The sequence below is a fragment of the Salmonella sp. SAL04202 genome (assembly GCF_046550775.1).
In the GTDB taxonomy this organism is placed as follows: domain Bacteria; phylum Pseudomonadota; class Gammaproteobacteria; order Enterobacterales; family Enterobacteriaceae; genus Salmonella; species Salmonella enterica.
Genome location: NZ_JBGDXK010000002.1, coordinates 124,506 through 146,992, shown reverse-complemented (window position 1 = coordinate 146,992; position 22,487 = coordinate 124,506). Strand labels below are relative to the sequence as shown.

General features: G+C 50.2%; 25 protein-coding genes. 14 read left to right on the top strand and 11 right to left on the bottom strand.

What is annotated here, in order from left to right:
- Positions 1 to 254 precede the first annotated feature (254 nt).
- Entirely contained in the window at positions 255 to 1,184 is a 930-nt protein-coding gene (hilD, locus tag ACLJQJ_RS10980; RefSeq protein ID WP_000432699.1) for a transcriptional regulator HilD, read from the bottom strand.
- A 315-nt stretch (positions 1,185 to 1,499) separates the two neighbouring features.
- Between hilD and prgH the strand changes: the two genes are divergently transcribed.
- The 10 genes from prgH (at position 1,500) to avrA (ending at position 9,133) form a co-directional block, all read left to right on the top strand.
- Complete coding sequence (gene prgH / locus ACLJQJ_RS10975) at positions 1,500 to 2,678, top strand: type III secretion system inner membrane ring protein PrgH (protein ID WP_000450196.1); 1,179 nt, start codon at positions 1,500 to 1,502, stop codon at positions 2,676 to 2,678.
- Positions 2,679 to 2,702: 24 nt separating this feature from the next.
- A complete protein-coding gene (gene prgI, locus ACLJQJ_RS10970) occupies positions 2,703 to 2,945 on the top strand; it encodes a type III secretion system needle filament protein PrgI (protein WP_000235229.1) in 243 nt (80 codons plus the stop codon).
- A gap of 18 nt (positions 2,946 to 2,963) precedes the next feature.
- Entirely contained in the window at positions 2,964 to 3,269 is a 306-nt protein-coding gene (prgJ, locus tag ACLJQJ_RS10965) for a type III secretion system inner rod protein PrgJ (protein ID WP_000020431.1), read from the top strand.
- Positions 3,266 to 4,024, top strand: coding sequence for a type III secretion system inner membrane ring lipoprotein PrgK (prgK, locus tag ACLJQJ_RS10960; protein WP_063809072.1), 759 nt, complete (start codon positions 3,266 to 3,268; stop codon positions 4,022 to 4,024). Before prgJ ends, prgK begins: the two co-directional genes overlap by 4 nt.
- A complete protein-coding gene (gene orgA, locus ACLJQJ_RS10955) occupies positions 3,996 to 4,595 on the top strand; it encodes an oxygen-regulated invasion protein OrgA (RefSeq protein ID WP_001591231.1) in 600 nt (199 codons plus the stop codon). The genes prgK and orgA overlap by 29 nt, the downstream gene beginning before the upstream one ends.
- Entirely contained in the window at positions 4,552 to 5,223 is a 672-nt protein-coding gene (gene orgB, locus ACLJQJ_RS10950; RefSeq protein ID WP_000916655.1) for a type III secretion system linker protein OrgB, read from the top strand. The genes orgA and orgB overlap by 44 nt, the downstream gene beginning before the upstream one ends.
- A gap of 15 nt (positions 5,224 to 5,238) precedes the next feature.
- Entirely contained in the window at positions 5,239 to 5,691 is a 453-nt protein-coding gene (locus ACLJQJ_RS10945) for a type III secretion system effector protein OrgC (RefSeq protein ID WP_063809071.1), read from the top strand.
- Positions 5,692 to 6,036: 345 nt separating this feature from the next.
- Entirely contained in the window at positions 6,037 to 6,924 is an 888-nt protein-coding gene (hilC, locus tag ACLJQJ_RS10940; RefSeq protein WP_000243998.1) for an invasion transcriptional regulator HilC, read from the top strand.
- 384 nt (positions 6,925 to 7,308) lie between these two features.
- Complete coding sequence (sprB, locus tag ACLJQJ_RS10935) at positions 7,309 to 8,064, top strand: transcriptional regulator SprB (RefSeq protein ID WP_017441148.1); 756 nt, start codon at positions 7,309 to 7,311, stop codon at positions 8,062 to 8,064.
- Positions 8,065 to 8,224: 160 nt separating this feature from the next.
- On the top strand, positions 8,225 to 9,133 hold the full coding sequence (gene avrA, locus ACLJQJ_RS10930) for a type III secretion system YopJ family effector AvrA (RefSeq protein ID WP_021000700.1): 909 nt from the start codon (positions 8,225 to 8,227) through the stop codon (positions 9,131 to 9,133).
- A gap of 98 nt (positions 9,134 to 9,231) precedes the next feature.
- On the opposite strand, the gene sitD is transcribed toward avrA, so the two are convergent.
- The 4 genes from sitD to sitA are packed head-to-tail and all read right to left on the bottom strand — an operon-like array spanning position 9,232 to position 12,663.
- A complete protein-coding gene (gene sitD, locus ACLJQJ_RS10925) occupies positions 9,232 to 10,080 on the bottom strand; it encodes an iron/manganese ABC transporter permease subunit SitD (RefSeq protein ID WP_000480209.1) in 849 nt (282 codons plus the stop codon).
- Entirely contained in the window at positions 10,071 to 10,931 is an 861-nt protein-coding gene (gene sitC, locus ACLJQJ_RS10920) for an iron/manganese ABC transporter permease subunit SitC (RefSeq protein ID WP_001104336.1), read from the bottom strand. The genes sitD and sitC overlap by 10 nt, the downstream gene beginning before the upstream one ends.
- The gene (sitB, locus tag ACLJQJ_RS10915; RefSeq protein ID WP_000083153.1) at positions 10,928 to 11,749 is read right to left on the bottom strand and encodes an iron/manganese ABC transporter ATP-binding protein SitB; all 822 of its coding nucleotides are present in this window, start codon (positions 11,747 to 11,749) and stop codon (positions 10,928 to 10,930) included. The genes sitC and sitB overlap by 4 nt, the downstream gene beginning before the upstream one ends.
- On the bottom strand, positions 11,746 to 12,663 hold the full coding sequence (gene sitA / locus ACLJQJ_RS10910) for an iron/manganese ABC transporter substrate-binding protein SitA (RefSeq protein WP_000182930.1): 918 nt from the start codon (positions 12,661 to 12,663) through the stop codon (positions 11,746 to 11,748). The genes sitB and sitA overlap by 4 nt, the downstream gene beginning before the upstream one ends.
- 181 nt (positions 12,664 to 12,844) lie before the next feature.
- On the opposite strand from sitA, the gene ACLJQJ_RS10905 reads away from it, so the two are divergent.
- Positions 12,845 to 13,189, top strand: coding sequence for a nitrous oxide-stimulated promoter family protein (locus tag ACLJQJ_RS10905; RefSeq protein WP_063809070.1), 345 nt, complete (start codon positions 12,845 to 12,847; stop codon positions 13,187 to 13,189).
- 61 nt (positions 13,190 to 13,250) lie between these two features.
- Here ACLJQJ_RS10905 and flhA read toward each other — a convergent pair whose 3' ends face one another.
- The 6 genes from flhA to hypA all read right to left on the bottom strand — a co-directional run bounded on the left by flhA (position 13,251) and on the right by hypA (position 19,236).
- Positions 13,251 to 15,329, bottom strand: a complete 2,079-nt coding sequence (gene flhA / locus ACLJQJ_RS10900) for a formate hydrogenlyase transcriptional activator FlhA (protein ID WP_000122692.1) — start codon at positions 15,327 to 15,329, stop codon at positions 13,251 to 13,253.
- 218 nt (positions 15,330 to 15,547) lie between these two features.
- Positions 15,548 to 16,558: a hydrogenase expression/formation protein HypE gene (hypE, locus tag ACLJQJ_RS10895; RefSeq protein ID WP_042948888.1), complete on the bottom strand. Its 1,011-nt coding sequence runs from the start codon at positions 16,556 to 16,558 to the stop codon at positions 15,548 to 15,550.
- On the bottom strand, positions 16,555 to 17,676 hold the full coding sequence (gene hypD, locus ACLJQJ_RS10890; protein ID WP_001212962.1) for a hydrogenase formation protein HypD: 1,122 nt from the start codon (positions 17,674 to 17,676) through the stop codon (positions 16,555 to 16,557). The genes hypE and hypD overlap by 4 nt, the downstream gene beginning before the upstream one ends.
- Positions 17,676 to 17,948, bottom strand: a complete 273-nt coding sequence (gene hypC, locus ACLJQJ_RS10885; RefSeq protein WP_000334871.1) for a hydrogenase 3 maturation protein HypC — start codon at positions 17,946 to 17,948, stop codon at positions 17,676 to 17,678. Before hypC ends, hypD begins: the two co-directional genes overlap by 1 nt.
- Positions 17,939 to 18,811, bottom strand: a complete 873-nt coding sequence (gene hypB, locus ACLJQJ_RS10880) for a hydrogenase nickel incorporation protein HypB (protein WP_000337640.1) — start codon at positions 18,809 to 18,811, stop codon at positions 17,939 to 17,941. The genes hypC and hypB overlap by 10 nt, the downstream gene beginning before the upstream one ends.
- A gap of 68 nt (positions 18,812 to 18,879) precedes the next feature.
- Complete coding sequence (gene hypA / locus ACLJQJ_RS10875) at positions 18,880 to 19,236, bottom strand: hydrogenase maturation nickel metallochaperone HypA (protein ID WP_000544461.1); 357 nt, start codon at positions 19,234 to 19,236, stop codon at positions 18,880 to 18,882.
- Between the two features lie 209 nt (positions 19,237 to 19,445).
- On the opposite strand from hypA, the gene hycA reads away from it, so the two are divergent.
- From hycA to hycC, 3 genes are all read left to right on the top strand, one after another.
- On the top strand, positions 19,446 to 19,907 hold the full coding sequence (gene hycA / locus ACLJQJ_RS10870) for a formate hydrogenlyase regulator HycA (RefSeq protein WP_000158075.1): 462 nt from the start codon (positions 19,446 to 19,448) through the stop codon (positions 19,905 to 19,907).
- Positions 19,908 to 20,052: 145 nt separating this feature from the next.
- Positions 20,053 to 20,661, top strand: coding sequence for a formate hydrogenlyase subunit HycB (gene hycB, locus ACLJQJ_RS10865; protein WP_001079164.1), 609 nt, complete (start codon positions 20,053 to 20,055; stop codon positions 20,659 to 20,661).
- The gene (hycC, locus tag ACLJQJ_RS10860; protein WP_000097040.1) at positions 20,661 to 22,487 is read left to right on the top strand and encodes a formate hydrogenlyase subunit 3; all 1,827 of its coding nucleotides are present in this window, start codon (positions 20,661 to 20,663) and stop codon (positions 22,485 to 22,487) included. The genes hycB and hycC overlap by 1 nt, the downstream gene beginning before the upstream one ends.

Sequence of the window (22,487 nt, the reverse complement as noted above, 5' to 3'; positions counted from 1 at the left end):
GGACGAATTCTTACGCTGTGAATAAGGCAATATCGGTTTACCCGTCATCATAGCGATGACAAGTTCACAAAAATCGTGTTATATAATCAGCCTTACTTTAAATTACCAGAGATATCAGTATAAGCTGTCTTCCGGACAGAACAATGATATTAAATAGCCTCCCATCCTGATATAGCGTGTTAATGCGCAGTCTGAATTTTAAATTATTACAATTTTAATAAAAATCTTTACTTGAGTGACAGATACAAAAAATGTTAATGGTTCGCCATTTTTATGAATGTCGATGGCGTAGTTTTAAAATATTTTTTGAAACATTGAATGAAGTAGGACGTGCTGTCATAACCACATTTTAATGCTACAGCATTAACATTATGGTTGCCTATGCGTAAAAGTTTTGCTGCCTGATTCATTCTTGCCGATAAGTAGATGTCGCTAAAGCTGGTACCTTCTTCTGCAAGTTTCCGTTTGAGCGTTGACGTACTCATAAATATATGATCGGCAACATCCGTAAGCTTCCACTGTCTACTGGGTGACGAAGATATAATGTTGTAAACGCGCTCCTTTAACGTTATCTGAGCCGAGCTAAGGATGATCTCATAACTCTCCGGGAGTCGGAGAAAAGCAGTAAGCAGGAACAGCAGAAAATAAGGAATTAACTCTTCATTTTCAATACAACTCTTGTTGTTACAGTTACTGCAACCTTTGCTTGTATCCTTCGTACAGGAGAACGCCGTTTTCAGATGTTCAAATACCTCTCTTCTGGCAGGAAAGTCAGGCGTATAGAAGATTTTCTGCGCTTTCTCTGTGGGTACCGCCATTTTGGTTTGCTGCTCGTTTGGGATAAGTGCATAGAGAGCGCCAAGTCGTTGCGTCGGTATCTCGAGTATATCGAAATCCATGTGGCCATTGACCTCTTCAAGCGTCACGTTAACTACCTGCTCTTTTTTGAGCACCAACATCCCAGGTTCGTCACAGTAAATCGTATCGTGATTATTGCTAATCGTCAGTTTACCGCTCCGAAAGCAAACTAAAGTGAAACTGCTTACATAAAGATTTTTGATGGTAACCTGCTGAGTCTGACTTTTAATTTGCTGCCGGGTATTTGTCAAAAGTGATTTTAATTTCTGTAAGTTATCTGCGGCAGGACGCTGATGACTATTACTTACAAAGGTTACATTTTCCATATTATCCCTTTGTTGATGTTATTTTAATGTTCCTTACTGGTATCCTACTGAAAAAATCTGAGTTGTAAATGCTCTTTATTAGCGTGTGTTGGCAATGGTCTGATTGTTACACCAAAAGAACCCAAATTTGGGTAATTTATCTACAGTAGTTTAAGCCCCAATGGGGATGATGGTTCTTTTAATATGTGTTGAGACGCATTATACAGAATAAATTGATTTTATTTCTCACTTTTCATTCTATTTTCATCAGGAATCCCTGTGTCCTGTGCGGTAATCTGCTGCTATCGAGAACGACAGACATCGCTAACAGTATATATGGAAACATCAAAAGAGAAGACGATAACAAGCCCAGGGCCATACATAGTTCGATTACTTAACAGCTCACTGAACGGCTGTGAGTTTCCATTGCTGACAGGCCGAACACTCTTTGTGGTAGGTCAGAGTGATGCGCTCACTGCTTCAGGCCAACTCCCTGATATACCTGCCGATAGCTTTTTTATCCCGCTGGACCATGGCGGAGTAAATTTTGAAATCCAGGTGGATACGGATGCGACCGAAATTATACTCCATGAGCTGAAAGAAGGAAATTCTGAATCTCGTTCGGTGCAATTAAATACGCCAATACAGGTCGGTGAATTGCTTATCCTGATTCGCCCGGAAAGCGAGCCGTGGGTGCCCGAGCAGCCTGAGAAGTTAGAAACGTCTGCAAAAAAGAACGAGCCGCGTTTTAAAAACGGAATTGTAGCAGCACTGGCCGGGTTTTTTATATTGGGAATTGGGACGGTGGGGACGTTATGGATACTTAACTCGCCGCAGCGGCAGGCCGCAGAGCTCGATTCGTTATTGGGGCAGGAGAAGGAGCGTTTTCAGGTGTTGCCAGGCCGGGACAAAATGCTCTATGTCGCTGCGCAAAATGAAAGAGATACGCTGTGGGCTCGTCAGGTTTTAGCGAGGGGCGATTATGATAAAAATGCGCGAGTGATTAACGAAAACGAAGAAAATAAGCGTATCTCTACCTGGCTGGATACCTATTATCCGCAGCTGGCTTATTATCGGCTTCATTTCGATGAGCCGCGTAAACCCGTTTTCTGGCTAAGCCGCCAGCGAAACACGATGAGCAAGAAAGAGCTCGAGGTGTTAAGTCAAAAGCTGAGAGCGCTAATGCCTTACGCGGATTCGGTTAACATCACGTTGATGGACGATGTTACCGCAGCAGGCCAGGCGGAAGCGGGGCTAAAACAGCAGGCGTTACCTTATTCCCGCAGGAATCATAAAGGGGGCGTAACGTTTGTTATTCAGGGGGCGCTCGATGATGTAGAAATACTCAGAGCCCGTCAATTTGTCGATAGCTATTACCGCACATGGGGAGGACGCTATGTGCAGTTTGCGATCGAATTAAAAGATGACTGGCTCAAGGGGCGCTCATTTCAGTACGGGGCGGAAGGTTATATCAAAATGAGCCCAGGCCATTGGTATTTCCCAAGCCCACTTTAATTTAACGCAAATAAGGAAGTCATTATGGCAACACCTTGGTCAGGCTATCTGGATGACGTCTCAGCAAAATTTGATACGGGCGTTCAGGATCTACAAACGCAGGTAACAGATGCGCTGGATAAATTAGCAGCAAAACCCTCCGATCCGGCGCTACTGGCGGCGTATCAGAGTAAGCTTTCGGAATATAACTTGTACCGTAACGCGCAATCGAACACGGTAAAAGTCTTTAAGGATATTGATGCTGCCATTATTCAGAACTTCCGTTAATCAGTTATAAGGTGGATTATGTCGATTGCAACTATTGTCCCTGAGAATGCCGTTATAGGGCAGGCGGTCAATATCAGGTCTATGGAGACGGACATTGTCTCGCTGGATGACCGGCTACTCCAGGCTTTTTCTGGTTCGGCGATTGCCACGGCTGTGGATAAACAGACGATTACCAACAGGATTGAGGACCCTAATCTGGTGACGGATCCTAAAGAGCTGGCTATTTCGCAAGAGATGATTTCAGATTATAACCTGTATGTTTCTATGGTAAGTACCCTTACTCGTAAAGGAGTCGGGGCTGTTGAAACGCTATTACGCTCATGATTCGTCGATATCTATATACCTTTCTGCTGGTAATGACCCTTGCCGGCTGTAAGGATAAGGATCTTTTAAAAGGACTGGACCAGGAACAGGCTAATGAGGTCATTGCCGTTCTGCAAATGCACAATATAGAGGCGAATAAAATTGATAGCGGAAAATTGGGCTATAGCATTACCGTTGCTGAGCCTGATTTTACCGCTGCGGTGTACTGGATTAAAACTTATCAGCTTCCTCCCCGGCCACGGGTGGAAATAGCGCAGATGTTCCCGGCGGATTCGCTGGTATCCTCTCCGCGAGCTGAAAAGGCCAGGTTATATTCGGCTATTGAACAGCGACTGGAACAGTCATTACAGACGATGGAGGGCGTGCTCTCCGCCAGGGTCCATATTAGTTATGATATTGATGCTGGTGAAAATGGCCGCCCGCCAAAACCTGTTCATCTGTCGGCATTAGCCGTATATGAACGAGGTTCGCCGCTTGCGCATCAGATCAGCGATATCAAGCGTTTCTTAAAGAATAGTTTTGCCGATGTGGATTATGACAACATTTCTGTTGTGTTGTCAGAACGTTCTGATGCCCAATTACAGGCTCCCGGCACACCAGTAAAACGTAATTCTTTTGCAACCAGTTGGATTGTGTTGATTATTTTGTTATCCGTGATGTCAGCAGGCTTTGGCGTCTGGTATTACAAAAACCATTATGCCCACAATAAGAAAGGCATAACGGCTGATGATAAGGCGAAATCGTCAAATGAATAGGCAGCCATTACCCATTATCTGGCAAAGAATCATTTTTGATCCGTTATCGTATATCCATCCTCAGCGGTTGCAGATAGCGCCGGAAATGATTGTCAGACCCGCCGCCAGGGCGGCGGCAAATGAGTTAATACTGGCGGCATGGCGGCTTAAGAACGGAGAAAAGGAGTGTATTCAAAACTCACTGACGCAGCTGTGGCTGCGTCAGTGGCGCCGACTGCCGCAAGTAGCGTATTTACTCGGTTGCCATAAACTGAGAGCCGATCTGGCAAGGCAGGGAGCCTTGCTTGGCCTGCCGGATTGGGCGCAAGCATTTTTGGCAATGCATCAGGGAACAAGTTTATCTGTCTGCAATAAGGCGCCGAATCACCGGTTTTTACTTAGCGTCGGGTATGCACAGTTAAATGCCCTGAATGAATTTTTACCTGAATCTTTAGCACAGCGTTTTCCTTTGCTTTTTCCTCCATTTATTGAGGAGGCATCGAAGCAGGATGCTGTAGAAATGTCAATTTTGCTACTGGCCTTACAATATGCTCAAAAATATCCCAATTCCGTCCCCGCTTTCGCCTGTTGAGGGGATACTGATAAAGCGTAAAACGCTGGAACGTTATTTCTCTATTGAAAGATTAGAACAGCAGGCGCATCAACGGGCTAAGCGTATTTTGCGAGAGGCGGAAGAAGAGGCAAAGACCTTGCGGATGTACGCCTATCAGGAAGGTTACGAGCAGGGAATGATAGACGCGTTACAGCAGGTCGCCGCTTATCTTACTGATAATCAGACAATGGCCTGGAAGTGGATGGAAAAAATACAGATTTATGCCCGCGAGTTATTTTCAGCTGCGGTCGACCATCCCGAAACGCTTTTAACCGTCCTGGATGAGTGGCTAAGGGATTTCGATAAGCCTGAGGGGCAACTTTTTTTAACACTACCAGTTAACGCGAAAAAAGATCACCAAAAACTGATGGTGTTGCTTATGGAGAACTGGCCAGGCACTTTTAATCTTAAATATCATCAGGAACAGCGCTTTATCATGAGTTGCGGCGATCAGATCGCAGAATTTTCACCTGAACAATTTGTTGAAACGGCAGTAGGCGTCATTAAGCATCATCTTGATGAACTTCCACAAGACTGCCGGACGATTTCTGATAACGCCATTAACGCACTTATTGATGAATGGAAGACAAAAACGCAAGCATTGTAAAATGGAGGCTATAAGGTGATACCGGGTACGATTCCGACTTCTTATTTGGTCCCGACAGCGGATACTGAAGTGACGGGTGTGGTTTCGTTGAGTGCCAGGGCCGCTATGCTGAATAATGTGGATAGCGCGCCTTTAAGCAATGGCGGCGACGTTGATCTTTATGATGCATTCTACCAACGACTTTTGGCGCTTCCTGAGTCAGCCTCTTCTGAAACGCTTAAAGATAGCATTTATCAAGAGATGAATGCCTTCAAAGATCCTAACAGTGGTGATTCGGCTTTTGTTTCTTTTGAGCAGCAAACGGCTATGCTACAAAACATGTTAGCAAAAGTTGAACCGGGCACTCATTTATATGAGGCTTTAAACGGGGTATTAGTTGGTACAATGAATGCACAGTCACAAATGACCTCCTGGATGCAGGAGATCATTTTATCGGGCGGGGAAAACAAAGAGGCAATTGACTGGTGAACCCCCCATTGCTGGCGATTTGTGATAAGGTATGGTGTATATATTAGCAAATAATGCAGAAAATGCACCATTCCAGTGTATCTATCTTATTGATGTATATGGATTATTAAGGTATCTACCAGGCGTTTTATTCTGAAATGATTATATTAATATTGTAAGCTTCCATTACAAAATTGTGCATAAAGTTTGTAAGAGTATCTTTTTGTGACGAAATGAACGCGCGTTGGAATGTAATTATTGGCTATAATAATAAAAAAATCGGATTTAAATCATCTCTGTGAGTTTTAATTATTTGTTTATAAGAATATAACGATTTTGAGTTCCTTATAGCACACAGGATAAAATATGGTATTGCCTTCAATGAATAAATCAGTTGAGGCCATTAGCAATAATCACCTTCAACAGCCGAACAAATTTCCATTAATAAATGGATTAGCTGACGTAAGAGACTATTATGTCGCAAACTGCTTATTATTTAAACTTAATAAAGGCAGTTTGCGAATTGAAAACGAATTTGGGGAGTTCATCGAACAATCTGCGCCGTGTTTATTTTTATTGGAAAAAGATCAAACAATCACTCTTAGTATGAGCGAAATAGAAGGGCATATTGATTTTTCTTCACTGGAAGTTTCCTATGACTTAATGCAAAAATTCTACAAAGTTTTTTACAGTACAAGAAACTATAATGATCGAGAGCTATCATTAAAAACGAAACCAAAGTATTTTTTTCATGCGGACTTGTTGCCAGGGATGAGTGATACTTTTGACTCTATTTTGCATGGTGTGGCATGTCCACGGGTTTGTAGTAATGTGAGTATTGATGATCATGATTATTCATATTTCTCATTGATGTATCTTATATCGGCATTTGTACGTAAGCCCGGTGGGTTTGATTTCCTTGAGCGAGCAATAAAAATTACGACAAAAGAGAAAGTTTATAACATTATTATCAGCGATCTCACCCGCAAATGGTCACAGGCTGAGGTGGCAGGAAAGCTGTTTATGAGCGTATCAAGTCTGAAGCGAAAACTGGCCGCTGAAGAGGTGAGTTTTAGCAAAATATACCTGGATGCTCGTATGAATCAGGCTATAAAATTATTACGTATGGGGGCTGGGAATATTTCACAAGTCGCGACGATGTGTGGCTATGATACGCCTTCTTATTTTATCGCTATTTTTAAACGGCATTTTAAGATTACACCGCTTAGCTTTATGCGTACGATGAACCATTGATTTGTGAAATTATTTTAAACGTTACTATCTGTTTGCGTTACAGATACCAAATATTTTTTTAATCGTAGTGTATATTTCAGTATCGCTACACCAGTGATATATAGTTAATGAAAGGGAATCGAAAGCGTTCATTGTCAGACATACATGGCCACCAGGCGTCGGGCAATCGTTGTACTCTAAGAGATTACAGTAAAGTAAAACAGCAAATTTAATCATTATCAGATTTGTAAAAGGAATTCATTTCGGTAACGACATTGCGCATGTAATAACGTATCTGGTCTTATTACCTTTGTAGTAAGAAGGCGTTATCTACTTGCGCAGTAGTCGCCCAGGAAGAAAAATCATTACCGAAGCTGTGGTCAGTTTTCAAAAAAGGATAAATAAATGAGAAATGTAATTATATACGGTATTAACTGGACTAATTGTTATGCCCTTCAGTCTATTTTTAAGCAAAAATATCCGGAAAAGTGCGTTAAAACGTGTAACTCATTAACCGCACTTTTGCATTCTCTATCCGATATGCCGGACGCCGGGCTGATTTTAGCTTTGAACCCGCATGAGCATGTTTATCTTTTTCATGCGTTGCAGACGCGGTTGCAGAACCGTAAAGTTTTGGTTGTGGCAGATCGCTTGTATTATATCGATCGCTGTGTGCTGCAATATTTTGGCGTTATGGATTATGTTTTAAAAGACGAACTATCCTGCGCTATCCGCTCGGATCGAGAGAAGCTCCGTCTTCCGGAAGCCTGGCTGCGTTTCTGCCACAGGCCACAAAAGAAAACCGTGGCTGCTACGTATGCTTTTAATGCCGGCGAGACGCCGGAAGAGGTATTGTTTAATATCAATCAATACGCCTGGTGGAATCTACCTCCCGGCGTCACTCAGGCGAAATATGCGCTGCTGATATTATTATCCTCCGGACATCCGGCAATTGAACTGGCGAAAAAATTTGGTCTGGGAACAAAAACCGTCAGTATTTATCGTAAGAAGGTTATGTATCGTTTGGGGATGGACTCTTCACCGCTATCGCTGTTCCGGGGACTGAAACTTGACGCGCATTTACAGCGCACTGCTTTTGCACATAACCCTGGTGTACCTGACGATAATTGCGCGTTACCGATTGCGGTAGGAATGAATTAAAATATTTTTTATCATTTATGACCATGTGTTGAGCTTTTATTATAAAAAAGATTTTTTGAGTAGTAATTCGTATATATAATCATCTGGAGGTGATTGGTTGCCTGGCTCAATCATTGAGGCATATTTTTGCGGGCAATATATTGAATCTGAAAAGTTAAAGATGATATTTTCGGTGCAGGAGCTATCATGTGGAGGGAAAAGTATGCTAAGTCCTACGGCTCGTAATATGGGGGCGAGTTTATCGCCTCAGCCTGACGTCAGCGGGGAGCTAAACACCGAAGCATTGACCTGTATTGTTGAGCGTCTGGAAAGTGAAATTATAGATGGCAGCTGGATTCATATCAGTTACGAGGAAACCGATCTCGAAATGATGCCTTTTCTTGTTGCACAGGCCAATAAGAAGTATCCAGAGTTAAATCTTAAATTTGTTATGTCAGTCCATGAGCTTGTTTCCTCTATAAAGGAGACCAGAATGGAAGGCGTTGAATCTGCCCGATTTCTCGTAAATATGGGAAGTTCAGGTATCCATATTTCAGTCGTCGATTTTAGAGTTATGGACGGAAAAACATCGGTGATTTTGTTCGAACCAGCAGCGTGTAGCGCTTTTGGACCTGCTTTACTGGCGTTGAGGACCAAAGCAGCTCTTGAACGTGAACAACTGCCTGATTGTTATTTTGCTATGGTCGAGCTGGACATTCAACGAAGCTCTTCTGAATGCGGTATTTTTAGCCTGGCGCTCGCAAAAAAACTTCAGCTTGAATTTATGAACTTAGTAAAAATTCATGAAGATAATATTTGTGAACGTCTGTGTGGTGAAGAACCTTTTCTCCCGTCCGATAAAGCAGACCGCTATCTGCCGGTGAGTTTTTACAAACATACTCAAGGCGTACAACGATTAAATGAATATGTGGAGGCCAATCCGGCGGCGGGAAGCAGTATAGTAAACAAAAAGAATGAAACGCTTTATGAGCGATTCGATAACAATGCCGTTATGCTAAACGATAAAAAACTCTCTATATCCGCTCATAAAAAAAGGATAGCTGAATATAAGTCTTTACTTAAACCGTAATGAAATTATAAGGTTGCCTGCCAGAGGAAAGCCTTCCAGCGCCATAAGACTACTCTATATTATGACCGTATGTTTCCTGAATAGCAGGCAAAAAAGTGTTAACCTTGCGCCTCTGGTACGATTTCATTACGCCTGTCACGCCATGTTGCGTAAATAAATACCGCAATAAACACGATGGCAAATAATACCACGATGGTCGGCGCTGGCGCGCTATCAAGATAAAAAGACAGATAAACGCCCGCAAAAGCGGTAATAACTGACAGACTCACCGCTAATCCTAGCGCGCGCGCAAAGCGTCGCGTCAGCAAAATGGCAATTGCGCCGGGGGCGATAAGCAATGAAATCGACAGAATAATGCCCACCGATTTCAGCGTGGCGACGATAGTCAGCGCAATCATACATAGCAGGCCATAATGCAGTAGTGTCGTATTCAGCCCGCTGGCTTTCGCCTGGTGCGGGTCAAAAGCGTGTAGCAGGAGATCTTTCCATTTCAGCCCAATGATTAACGCAATACCCAGTGCAATAACTGACGTTTGTACGATATCCCCCAGCGATACGCCCAGCATATCCCCAAACAGGATGTGATCCAGATGCACTTCCGATTGAATAGAAACATAGAGCACCAGACCTGCGCCAAACATCCCGGAAAAGACGATGCCCATCACCGTATCACGCTTGATGCGGCTGTTATCGTCCAGATAACCGGTCGCGATAGCGCAAAATAATCCGGCAATGAAAGCGCCAATCGCCAGGGGGATCCCCACAATATATGCCAGCACGACCCCGGGGAATACCGCATGACTCATTGCGTCGCCCATTAACGCCCAGCCTTTTAACACTAAAAACACGGACAGTAAGGCGCAGGGAATCGCCACAATGACCGAAACCATAAGGGCGTTCACCATAAAATCAAACTGAAAGGGTTCCAGTAACGTTGTTAAGAACATGTCGGCTCCTTCTGCAGGCGGGCGCGTCGACGGTTGGCTAACAGACCGTGTTTCGGGGCGAAAATAAAGGCTGTGATGAACAGTAAGGTTTGCATGACGACAATAATTCCACCCGTGGCGCCATCCAGCCAGTAGCTAAGCCATGCGCCCAGAAAACTGGTCAGGCTACCAATCACGACGGCAATCATGAGCAGACGTGGAAAACGGTCGGTGAGTAACCAGGCCGTCGCGCCCGGCGTGACGACGAGACAGATCACCAGGAACGCCCCAACGGTTTGCAGGGCCGCCACGGTAGAGACGGACAATAGAGTGAAAAACAACAGCTTTAGTCGACCCGGATTAAGCCCGATAGAACGCGCATGGGTCTCATCGAAAAAGACGACCATCAGATCTTTCCACTTTAACAGCAGAATCGTCAGCGAGACTGCGCCGATAATCGCCAGTTGCGCAATATCCGCTGGCGCGATCGCCAGCACGTTGCCGAGAATAATCGTCTGGATATTCACCGACATCGGATTGAGCGACACCATAAAAAGGCCGACGCCAAAAAAAGAGGAGAAGATAAGCCCGATAATCGCGTCTTCTTTCAGGCGTGAGCGTTGGTTAAGAAAGAGCATACTGCCTGCCGCCAGTCCGCCGGAAAGAAACGCGCCGAGCGAGAAGGGCAGCCCTAACATCCAGGCGCCAGCGACGCCAGGCACAATAGAGTGAGATAGCGCATCGCCAATGAGCGACCAGCCTTTGAGCATCAAATAGCAGGAGAGAAACGCGCACAGACCGCCCACCATCGCGGAGACCCACATCGCGTTGAGCATATACTGGTAGCCAAACGGCTCAACAAGCCAGTTCATGACGATTTTCCTCCGCTGGCCACGCGCCGGGAAATAAAGGGGCGCTCGTCATCGGTGATGATGTGCTCTTCACCTCCGCTTAGCGCGATATGACGTAGAACGCCGCTAAACGCCTGTTCCAGATTCGCGGCGGTAAACGTGGTTTCGGTAGGGCCGCTGGCTAGTACGGTTCCTTTAATCATTACCGTATAGTCGCAAAACTCGGTGACGGAGCCGAGATTATGCGTTGAGACCAGCATCGTGCGGCCTTCATCGCGCAGTTCTCGCAGTAGATCGATGATTCGCGCTTCGGTTTTTACATCCACGCCGGTAAAAGGTTCATCCAGCAGGATTACCTGTCCATCCTGAGCGATGGCCCTGGCAAGAAACACACGTTTTTTCTGCCCGCCGGACAGCTCGCCAATCTGCCTGTGACGATATTCTTGCATATCCACCCGCGCCAGCGCGGCGTCAACACAGGCGTGATCATGCGCTGTGGGACGGCGTAGCCAGCCCATATGGCCGTAGCGTCCCATCATCACCACATCTTCTACCAGCACAGGAAATGACCAGTCCACTTCTTCCGATTGCGGAACATAAGCAATGAGGTTTTTTTTCAGCGCCTTGTTGACTGACTGTTGCAGGATAGTGATATCGCCCTGCGCAAGATGCACAAAGCCCATTAACGCTTTAAATAACGTAGACTTACCGGAACCATTTACGCCTACCAGCGCGGCGATTGAACCGCCAGGCACCTGAAAAGTGGCGTCCCGTAGGGCGGTATGACCGTTGCGATACGTCACCGTGACTTGATCAACGGTAATCGCAGATTGACTCATTGTTGACTCCTCAGTCCGTCGTTAATGCCGTTGACGATGGTTTCGGTCGTGACGCGCAGTAGATCCAGATAGGTTGGCACAGGGCCGTCAGCGGCGCTCAGAGAATCGACATACAGCACGCCGCCATAATGCGCGCCGGATTCACGCGCGACCTGGCGGGCCGGTTTATCGGAAACCGTACTCTCGCTAAAGATGGCGGGAATATGGTGCTTTTTAATGGTATCAATCACTTTACGCACCTGTTTTGGCGTACCCTGTTGATCGGCGTTAATTGGCCAGAGATAAAGCTCTTTCATGTCGTTATCGCGCGCCAGGTAAGAGAACGCGCCTTCACTGGTGACCAGCCAGCGCTGATCGGCGGGAATTTTTTCCAGTTCGGCACGCAACGGATCGGCCATCTGGCGAATTTTCGCTTTATAGCGTTCGGCATTTTGCTTATAGATCTGCGCATTATCCGGATCGTACTTCACCAGGGCGTCGCGAATGTTATCGACATAAATCAGCGCGTTTTCTGCCGACATCCAGGCGTGCGGGTTCGGTTTACCGTTATACGGGCCTTCGGTAATGCCCATCGGTTTGACACCGGTGGAGACGACGACTTCCGGCACGCCGGAAAGGTGCTGATAAAAGCGGGCGAACCATCGCTCCAGGTTCAGACCATTCGCGAGGATAAGCTGCGCCCCCTGCGCTCGTTTAATATCGCCGGGCGTTGGCTGATACTCATGGATTTCAGCGCCGGGCTTGGTAATCGAGCTGACTTCCGCTGCGTCGCCCGCCACGTTTTTCGCCATGTCGGCAATAACGGTAAACGTGGTGATGACTTTAAATTTCTCTTTTGCATAGGCTGGCGATAGCGCGAGTATCGCGACAATACCGGCAATCAGGAGTGTTTTCAGACGATGTAGATTCGTCATAGTATCCCTCGCAACAATGTGGTTAATTAATCATCGAATATAGCCTTTGCTATGTTATATAGCACAAGGCATGAATAAATGAAAATAATTCTTATTTGCGAAATGGCGACGATATGCAGTGATAGTGCTAAAGAGGGATAAGGTGTAAAATAAATACACCTTAATGTTCGGAGAGAGCACGATGCCTGGTAAACGTATCGCTCGTGAAAAACTGACGATCAAAAAAATGATCGCGCTGTATGAAAGCCAGTGCCCACAGGCGTCAGCGGTGCAGGGGCATTACGAGGCGCTGTACGCCTACGCGCAAAAACGTCTTGATAAATGCGTATTTGGCGAGGAAAAACCCGCCTGTAAGCAGTGCCCGGTGCACTGCTATCAGCCGGCTAAACGCGAGGAGATGAAGCAGATTATGCGTTGGGCAGGTCCGCGAATGCTTTGGCGACACCCTGTCCTGACCGTGCGGCACCTTATCGACGATAAGCGCCCCGTTCCGGAATTGCCGGAAAAATATCAGCGCAAGAAGTGAAGGGGAAGCGCCAGGCCTACGGCGCGCATCATCTCCAGGCCGGATCAGATCCGGCAACCCGTTACGCTAACGCGTCTTTATCAATACCCAATCGCTTCATACGCGACAGCAGGGTGGTTCGTTTAAGCCCCAGACGCTGCGCCGCGCCTTTTGGTCCAGCCACTACGCCATTGGTCTCTTTCAGCACGCGTATAATAAGCTGATATTCATCTTCGCCTTCTTTGGCGCTTTCAGTCGCAACAGGCGAGGTATCGGGCGTTACGGCGGTAATATCCGGCAGCGACAGTTGTAGCACATTGCCGCGCGTCAGCAGCACGGCGCGCTCGACGACATTCTCCAGCTCGCGAACGTTCCCCGGCCATTCCATGCTGCTGAGCGTGCGCAGCGTTTCGGCGGGAATGCTGTCGATATTACGCCCCATTCGGCGGGCGATTTTGAAGGTGAATGCTTTGACCAGTAGTGGTATATCTTCCGGACGTTCGCGTAACGGAGGAAGCTGGATCGGAAAAACATTCAGCCGATAGTAGAGATCGTTACGGAATTCGCGATCGGCGACCATTTTTTTCAGATCGCGGTTAGTCGCGGCGATCAGCCGCACGTCGGTCTGGATCAGTTTATTGCTGCCGAGACGTTCAAACTCTTGCTCCTGAAGGACGCGCAGCAGCTTAGGCTGTAGCTCCAGCGGCATGTCGCCCACTTCATCCAGAAACAGCGAGCTTTTATCCGCCAGCTCGAAACGGCCAATCCGCTGCGCGCTGGCGCCGGTAAACGCGCCGCGCTCATGACCAAACAAATCGCTTTCCAGCAGCCCCGCCGGCATCGCGGCGCAGTTCATCTTTACCATCCTGCGCCCGCTACGTCCGCTCAGGTTGTGAATGGCGCGGGCAATCAACTCTTTACCGGTTCCCGTTTCGCCCAGAATCAGTACGGTACTGTCGCTCTGCGCCACCATCTCAACCTGCTTTAGCACGTTGTACATCGCTTCGCTGCGTCCGATGATCTCGCCAAACTCGCTGTCGACGTTATTAAGCTGCTCCGTGAGCGCCAGATTTTCGTCGACCAGGCGTTCCTTCAGACGGTGGATTTCCTGATAGGCCAGCGCATTATCCACGGCAATGGCTACCCGTTCGGCAATCTGACGCAGCAGCTTGAGGTTGGCGGTGGTAAACACTTTTTCTTCGCACTGGGCCAGTTTGAGCACGCCAAGCATCGTCTTGCCGGACATCAACGGCAGCAGGCAAAGCGTCTGGATCTGATTGCCCCAGGTATCGAACAGCATGCGTTCGTAGGGAGCAAGCGGATCGCGTTCGTTGAGGTTGATAAGCAGCATCTCTTTACTTTTAAAGACGCGCTCCGTGAGCGTGCCGGCTTCGTCGACTTCGCTCTGTTCGTGCGCCGGATGATGCTCATCAAGGTAGTGGGTGGAGTAGATATTCAGCTTATTTTTGCGATGGCTGCGCAACACGATGCTGATTGCGTCGATATTGAAATAGTGGTGGATCTCTTTTGCGACTTCGCTTACCAGCTCATCAATATCCAGACGCGACAGGACGGCGTTGGTGATCGCAACCAGAATACGGAAGTTATCGCGTTCGCGGCACAACAGATCATAATCGACATTATTGTTTACCCGGTTTTGAATTTGCTCGGCGACCACGCCGACAATTTGGGTAAACGTATGCAGACGGTCATATTCCTTTTCACTCCAGGGGCGATCTTCCTGACGGATGAATTCGCAGCCGCCGAAAATACGGCCCTCCGCGGCTAAAGGAAGCAGACAGTAATGACCAAATTCAGGGTAGAGGCCGCTCGCGGCAAGCTGCGGCCAGGTTTCGGTAAACTCATGGAAATTACAGTGCAATGCATCGGGGCGAGAAAGGATGCGACGTACCGGGCCGTGCGCCAGTACGGTTTCATCTTCATATTCAACAGGACGGCCATTTTCTCGCGTCGCATAATATTGTGCGCGTTGCGACTGCGCCTGCCATAGCACAATGCCGGCGCTGTCGGCGAGCGCTGAACGCTTTACCAGTTGCGAAAGCGCTTCACTGAGCGACGCCAAATCGGGCTGCTGCAATAAGGTACGAGTGATATCGAACAAGCCTTGCTGTCCAAGATCGCTCATGGGTGTATACGACATGTTGCTTTTCCAGGAAAATACCGCAAAACGGTGCGAAAACGGTAAATGAATTATAGGTATAAGTCGTAAGTTATTGCCGGATGGCTGACCGCAAACTCGCTGGTCACACACTCCGTAGGCCTGATAAGCAAAGCGCCATCAGGCGTTAATGCAGCGTTAATGCCGGATGTCGACGCAAATGCGTCTTATCCGGCCTACAGTATGCTGCCAACAGGCTGCTAGCATATACGAGGTAATGGTTCGGCGTGTGGCAAATCAAGGGTTCGCTTCACGCCATAGAGTCCGGCTAAGCGAACGCCTTTGCGTTCCACGACTTCGCCAATCAGCGCCGCATCACGTCCCAGCGGATGCGCGCGTAATGCCGCCAACGCCCGATCTGCGGCCTGCCGTTCAACGGCAATCACCAGTTTTCCTTCGTTGGCAAAGTTCAGGGCATCCAGCCCCAACAGCTCGCAGACGCCGCGCACGGCAGGTTTGAGCGGCAGTGCGGATTCGGACAATTCAATACCGTAACCGCAGGACGCCGCAAACTCATGGGCGACCGCATTCACGCCGCCGCGCGTGGCGTCACGCAATGCCTTCACTCCGTCAATATGACGCAGCGTCTGAATTAGCGGCGTTAATACTGCGCAGTCGCTCGCCAGCTCGCCATCCAGTCCCAGTTGCTCACGCAGGTTGAGGATAGTGGCGCCGTGATCGCCAAGCGTACCGCTGACTAACAGCACATCGCCAACGCTCAGCGTTTGCGCGCCCCAGCGAAGATCGGCGGGAATCGCCCCCATGCCGGCAGTGTTGATAAACAATTTATCCGCCGCGCCGCGCTGCACAACTTTGGTGTCGCCGGTTACAATGGCGATACCCGCTTCCCGCGCGGTCGCCGCCATGCTATTGACCACGCTTTTTAACGTCTCCATCGGCAGCCCTTCTTCAAGGATAAAGCCGCAGGAGAGATAGCGGGGGATCGCGCCGCTCACCGCAACGTCGTTCGCCGTACCGCAAATCGCCAGTTTGCCGATATTGCCGCCGGGGAAAAAGAGCGGATCGATCACATAGCTATCGGTAGAAAACGCCAGACGGTCGCCCTCCGCCGTCAGCTGCGCCAGCTCCAGACGCGCCTGATCTTCTTGTTCCGCCAGCCACGGGTTGGCAAAGGCCTCCATAAACAGGCTATTAATCAACTGTTGCATAGCCTGGCCGCCGCTGCCGTGGGCGAGTTGTATATTGTTCAAACTTCACACTCCTGCTGACGATACTGATACCAGGCGGCGCATGCGCCTTCGGAAGAGACCATCAGCGCGCCGAACGCGGTCTCTGGATTACATGTTTTACCAAATAGCGGGCACTGATGCGGCTTGCATCTGCCGGTCAGCACTTCGCCGCAGCGGGCGCGCGGATCGTCATAGACCTGTTGTGGCGCTGGGCGGAAATGCGCTTCGGCGTCAAAGCGCTGATACTCTGGCGTCAGGTGGACGCCGGAGGATTCAATCACGCCCAGACCGCGCCACTCGCTATCGCCATTAACGCAGAACACATCGGCGATGGCCTGCTGCGCCAGCATGTTTCCGGCATCCGGCACCACGCGACGGTATTGGTTTTCAACCTGGCTTAGGGCCGCTATTTTCTGCTCAACCAGCATGACCACGCCTTGCAGTAGATCAAGCGGTTCGAATCCAGCCACCACCAGCGGGCGATTAAAATCGGCGGCGATAAACTGGTACGCCTCGGTGCCGATGACCATGCTGACGTGGCCTGGCGCAAGAAAGGCGTCAATGCCGTTGTCCGGCTGCTCCAGTAGGCTACGCAGCGTCGGGATCAGCGTAATGTGCTGGCAGAAAAAGTAGAAGTTTCGCACGTCACGCTGTTTTGCCTGCTGTAGCGTGATGGCGGTGGTCGGCATGGTGGTTTCAAAGCCCAGCCCGAAAAATACCACTTTGCGGGTCGGGTTATCCTGCGCCAGCTTCAGCGCGTCCATCGGAGAGTAAACAATACGGACATCCGCGCCGCGCGCTTTAGCCTGCAACAGAGAACCCTGTTTCCCCGGCACGCGCATGGCATCGCCAAAGGTGCAGAAAATCACCTCCGGATGGCTGGCGATTTCCACGCAACTGTCGATGCGTCCCATCGGCAGCACGCAGACCGGACAACCGGGGCCGTGAATAAATTCCACGTTTTCGGGCAGTAACTGATCGAGACCAAATTTAAAAATTGCGTGGGTATGACCCCCGCAGACTTCCATAATGCGCAACGGACGTTCGGCAGTGTAAGGAAGAAGGGCGGCGCGTTCACGCAGGTGTTCAATGAGCTGCATTACCTGTTCCGGCGCACGGTACTCGTCAACAAAACGCATTATCTCTCCTCACCATACAGCAGTGCGCCGACGTCCGGCTCAACATCAAACATATTTTGTAGCGCGTCGAGCGTGTCGCGCGCTTCCGCTTCGTTAATGACGCTCATGGCGAATCCGACATGAACCAGCACCCACTGACCCAGACGCGGCTGACCGTTTTCATCACAACTGCCGACTAATGTGAGATCGACGTCGCGCTGAATGCCGCAGACGTCAACTTTTGCCTGATTGCCGTCAATGGCGCGGATTTGACCCGGCACGCCTATGCACATCGCTGCGCCTCCAGCCAGGCCAGCCACTGATCCATGCCTTCGCCGCTGGTGGCGGAAATCAGGATAATTTCAATCTCCGGGTTCACTTCACGCGCGCTGGCGATGCACTTCTCAACGTCAAAATTGAGGTAGGGCAGCAGATCGACTTTATTGAGCAGCATGAGCGACGCAGCGGCAAACATATGGGGATATTTCAGCGGCTTATCTTCACCTTCGGTCACGGAAAGCACTGCGACTTTATGCTTTTCGCCCAGATCGAAGCTGGCCGGGCAGACAAGATTACCGACGTTTTCGATAAACAGAATACCGCGGTCATCCAGCGGCAGGCGCGGCGCGGCGTCGGCGATCATTTGCGCGTCAAGATGGCAGCCTTTACCGGTGTTGACCTGAATGGCGGGCGTGCCGGTAGCGCGGATGCGGGCGGCGTCGTTCACTGTCTGCTGGTCGCCTTCAATCACCGCGCACGGTACACGGTCTTTCAATTTCATCAGCGTTTCGGTCAGCAGGGTGGTTTTACCGGACCCGGGGCTGGACACCAGGTTGAGCACCAGTTGCTGGCGGGCGGCGAAACGGGCGCGGTTGCGCTCAGCCAGACGATTATTTTTGTCCAGCACGTCGATTTCAACCTCCAGCATCCGCCGCTGACTCATACCAGGCGCGTGGGTTCCGGCTTCGCCGTGGCCGTAATGCAGATCGCCTTCTGCGGTCTGACTTGGGGCAAAGTCAGGCGTTTTAATGCCGGTAATATTCAGCGCCGGGCGAGCCGCTGGGGCAAAGGGCGCGCTACGAAACGCTGAGTGCGGATTATGTTCATCGCCTTCTATATAAAGGTTGCCTTCAGCGCAACCGCAAGTCGTACACATCGCTTACTCCTGATCTTTTTCTTGTTACAGGCTTTCTGCCGGATGGCGACGCGAGCGTCTATCCGGCATTAATCTTCAGTTTCATCAATCTCTATGCGCCGAATTTGTAAGCCGTCATCGGCCACAATTCGCAGTGTATCGCTATGACATTGCGGACAACGACGTACACGGTGGGTTAACAACGTGACATATTGTTGACAATGCTCACACCAGCATTCGGCTTCCTGTTCTTCGAGGTGCAGTTTACAACCTTCTGCTATCGTGCCGCGGCATACCAGATCAAAACAAAAGGAAAGAGCGCTGGTTTCCACGCAAGAAAATGCGCCAATTTTGATCCAGACGGCTGTCACACGTTTTGCACCGTATGCTGAAGCCTGTTGTTCAATCAATTCCAGTGCCCGTTGGCAGAGGGTGATTTCGTGCATATCGCCTCCCGTAGTGGTTGCCCCTGTAAAGCAATATTTATGCCAATATTTTTATCCCCTGGCAGGTTAATGTCGACGATGACGAAATGACATGTCGTCACCGCGTCGAAACGGCAGTAACTGCGCTCGTCTGCCATTAAAAACAATAAGTTAAAAATTGGCATGGAAAATGCTTAACGCAGGCATCTCTGTTAAACGGGTAACCTGACATGACTATTTGGGAAATAAGCGAAAAGGCCGATTACATCGCGCAACGGCATCGTCGCCTACAGGACCAGTGGCATATTTACTGCAACTCGCTGGTTCAGGGGATCACCCTCTCGAAAGCGCGCCTGCATCACGCAATGAGCTGCGCGCCGGAAAGGGATCTTTGCTTTGTCCTGTTTGAGCACTTTCGTATTTACGTCGCGTTGGCGGATGGTTTTAACAGCCACACCATTGAGTACTACGTTGAAACCAAAGATGGCGAAGATAAACAATTGATTGCACAGGCGCAGCTCGATATCGACGGCAAGGTTGACGAACGGGTTAACAACCGCGATCGCGAGCAGGTGCTGGAGCACTATCTGGAAAAAATCGCCAGCGTTTACGACAGCCTCTATACCGCTGTAGAAACCAACTCGCCGGTTAATTTGCGTCAATTGGTAAAGGGAAACAGCCCGGCGGTATAAGCCTGAGGCGTTGCCCGCTTTGATTCGCGATGTGGCGTTGCGCCACGTCATGAATGTTTTGGGGATGGGCGTGTCGATAAGTGTCGAAAATGACATTTCAACGGCATGTTTTCGTCAAAAATGACAATCACCTGAGGAATGCCTGGTGAATCGTTTTGTAATTGCTGACTCCACTCTCTGTATCGGCTGCCACACCTGTGAGGCCGCCTGTTCAGAGACGCATCGCCAGCATGGCCTGCAGTCAATGCCGCGCCTGAAAGTGATGCTGAATGAAAAAGAATCTGCGCCGCAGCTTTGTCACCACTGTGAAGATGCGCCATGCGCCACGGTATGCCCGGTTAACGCGATTAATCGCGTTGACGGCGCTGTCCAGCTTAATGAAAGCCTGTGCGTGAGCTGCAAACTGTGTGGTATTGCCTGTCCGTTTGGCGCTATTGAGTTTTCCGGCAGCCGTCCGCTGCATATTCCAGCGAACGCCAATACGCCGAAAGCGCCGCCCGCGCCGCCAGCGCCTGCGCGCGTCAGTACGTTGCTCGACTGGGTGCCGGGCGTACGCGCTATCGCGGTGAAATGCGACCTGTGCAGCTTTGACGAGCAAGGCCCGGCCTGTGTGCGGATGTGCCCGACTAAAGCGCTACACCTGGTGGAGAACACGGATATCGCCCGCGCCAGCAAACGTAAACGTGAGCTGACGTTTAATACCGATTTTGGCGATCTCACCTTGTTTCAGCAGGCTCAGAGTGGGGATGCATAATGAGTTCACTTTCACTGATTACTAGCGGCGTCGCGTGGTTTGCCGCCGCCGCCGTTCTGGCGTTTCTGTTTTCGTTTCATAAAGCGCTGAGCGGCTGGATTGCCGGTATCGGCGGCGCGGTCGGCAGCCTGTGTACGGCTGGCGCGGGGTTCACCGCACTGACCAGCGCCGTTACGGTGAGCGGCGTGATGCCGTTTACCGGTCACATGCTGCAAATAACGCCGCTGAATGCTATCTGGCTGATTACGCTGGGGCTGTGCGGTCTGTTCGTCAGCCTGTTCAATATCGACTGGCATCGCCATCCACAGGTAAAAGCCAACGGACTATTGATCAACCTGCTGATGGCGGCAGCCGTCTGCGCCGTGGTCGCCAGTAATCTGGGGACGATGGTGGTGATGGCGGAAATCATGGCGCTCTGCGCCGTGTTCCTCACCGGCGGTAGCAAAGAGGGCAAACTGTGGTTTGCGCTGGGCCGTCTCGGTACGCTGCTGCTGGCAATCGCCTGCTGGTTGGTGTGGCAGCGCTACGGCACGCTGGATCTGGGGCTGCTGGATCAACGTGCTCAGCAACTGCCGCTGGGCTCCGATATCTGGCTGCTCGGCGTTATCGGCTTTGGTCTGCTGGCCGGGATTATCCCGCTACACGGTTGGGTGCCGCAGGCGCACGCCAACGCCAGCGCTCCCGCCGCCGCGCTGTTCTCGACCGTGGTGATGAAAATCGGGCTGCTGGGCATTCTCACGCTATCTCTGCTTGGCGGCAATGCGCCGCTGTGGTGGGGCGTGGCGCTGTTGGTGCTTGGGATGATCACCGCCTTTGTCGGCGGTCTGTACGCGCTGATGGAGCATAACATTCAGCGCCTGCTGGCCTATCACACGCTGGAAAATATCGGCATCATTTTGCTCGGTCTGGGCGCAGGCGTTACCGGGATTGCTCTCAATCAGCCGGTACTGATCGCGCTGGGTCTGACCGGCGGGCTCTATCACCTGCTGAACCATAGCCTGTTCAAAAGCGTGCTGTTTCTGGGCGCGGGCAGCATCTGGTTCCGTACCGGTCATCGCGATATCGAAAAACTGGGCGGTATTGGTAAACGGATGCCGGTTATTTCTATCGCCATGCTGGTCGGTCTGATGGCGATGGCTGCGCTGCCGCCGCTGAACGGCTTTGCCGGCGAGTGGGTGATTTACCAGTCCTTCTTCAAACTGGGCAACAGCGGCGCATTTGTTGGTCGTCTGTTAGGACCGCTGCTGGCGGTTGGCCTGGCGATTACCGGCGCGCTGGCGGTGATGTGTATGGCGAAAGTGTATGGCGTGACGTTCCTTGGCGCGCCGCGCACGAAGGAAGCTGAAAATGCCAGCTGCGCGCCGATCCTGATGGGCGTCAGCGTGGTGGCATTGGCGATTTGCTGCGTACTGGGCGGGGTTGCCGCGCCGTGGCTGCTGCCGATGATTTCCACTGCGGTACCGTTGCCGCTGGAAACCGCGCACACCACCGTATCGCAGCCGATGATCACGCTGCTGTTGGTCGCCTGTCCGCTACTGCCGTTCATCATTATGGCGATGTTCAAAGGCAACCGTCTGCCGTCGCGTTCTCGCGGCGCGGCCTGGGTGTGCGGCTACGACCATGAGCAGTCGATGGTGATTACCGCGCACGGTTTCGCCATGCCGGTGAAAGAGGCCTTTGCCCCGGTACTCAAACTGCGTAAATGGCTCAACCCGGTATCGTTGATTCCGGGCTGGCAGAACGCGGCGGCCGCGGTGCTGTTCCGTCGTCTGGCGCTGATTGAGCTGGCGGTGCTGGTGGTGATTGTGGTTTCACGAGGAGCCTGA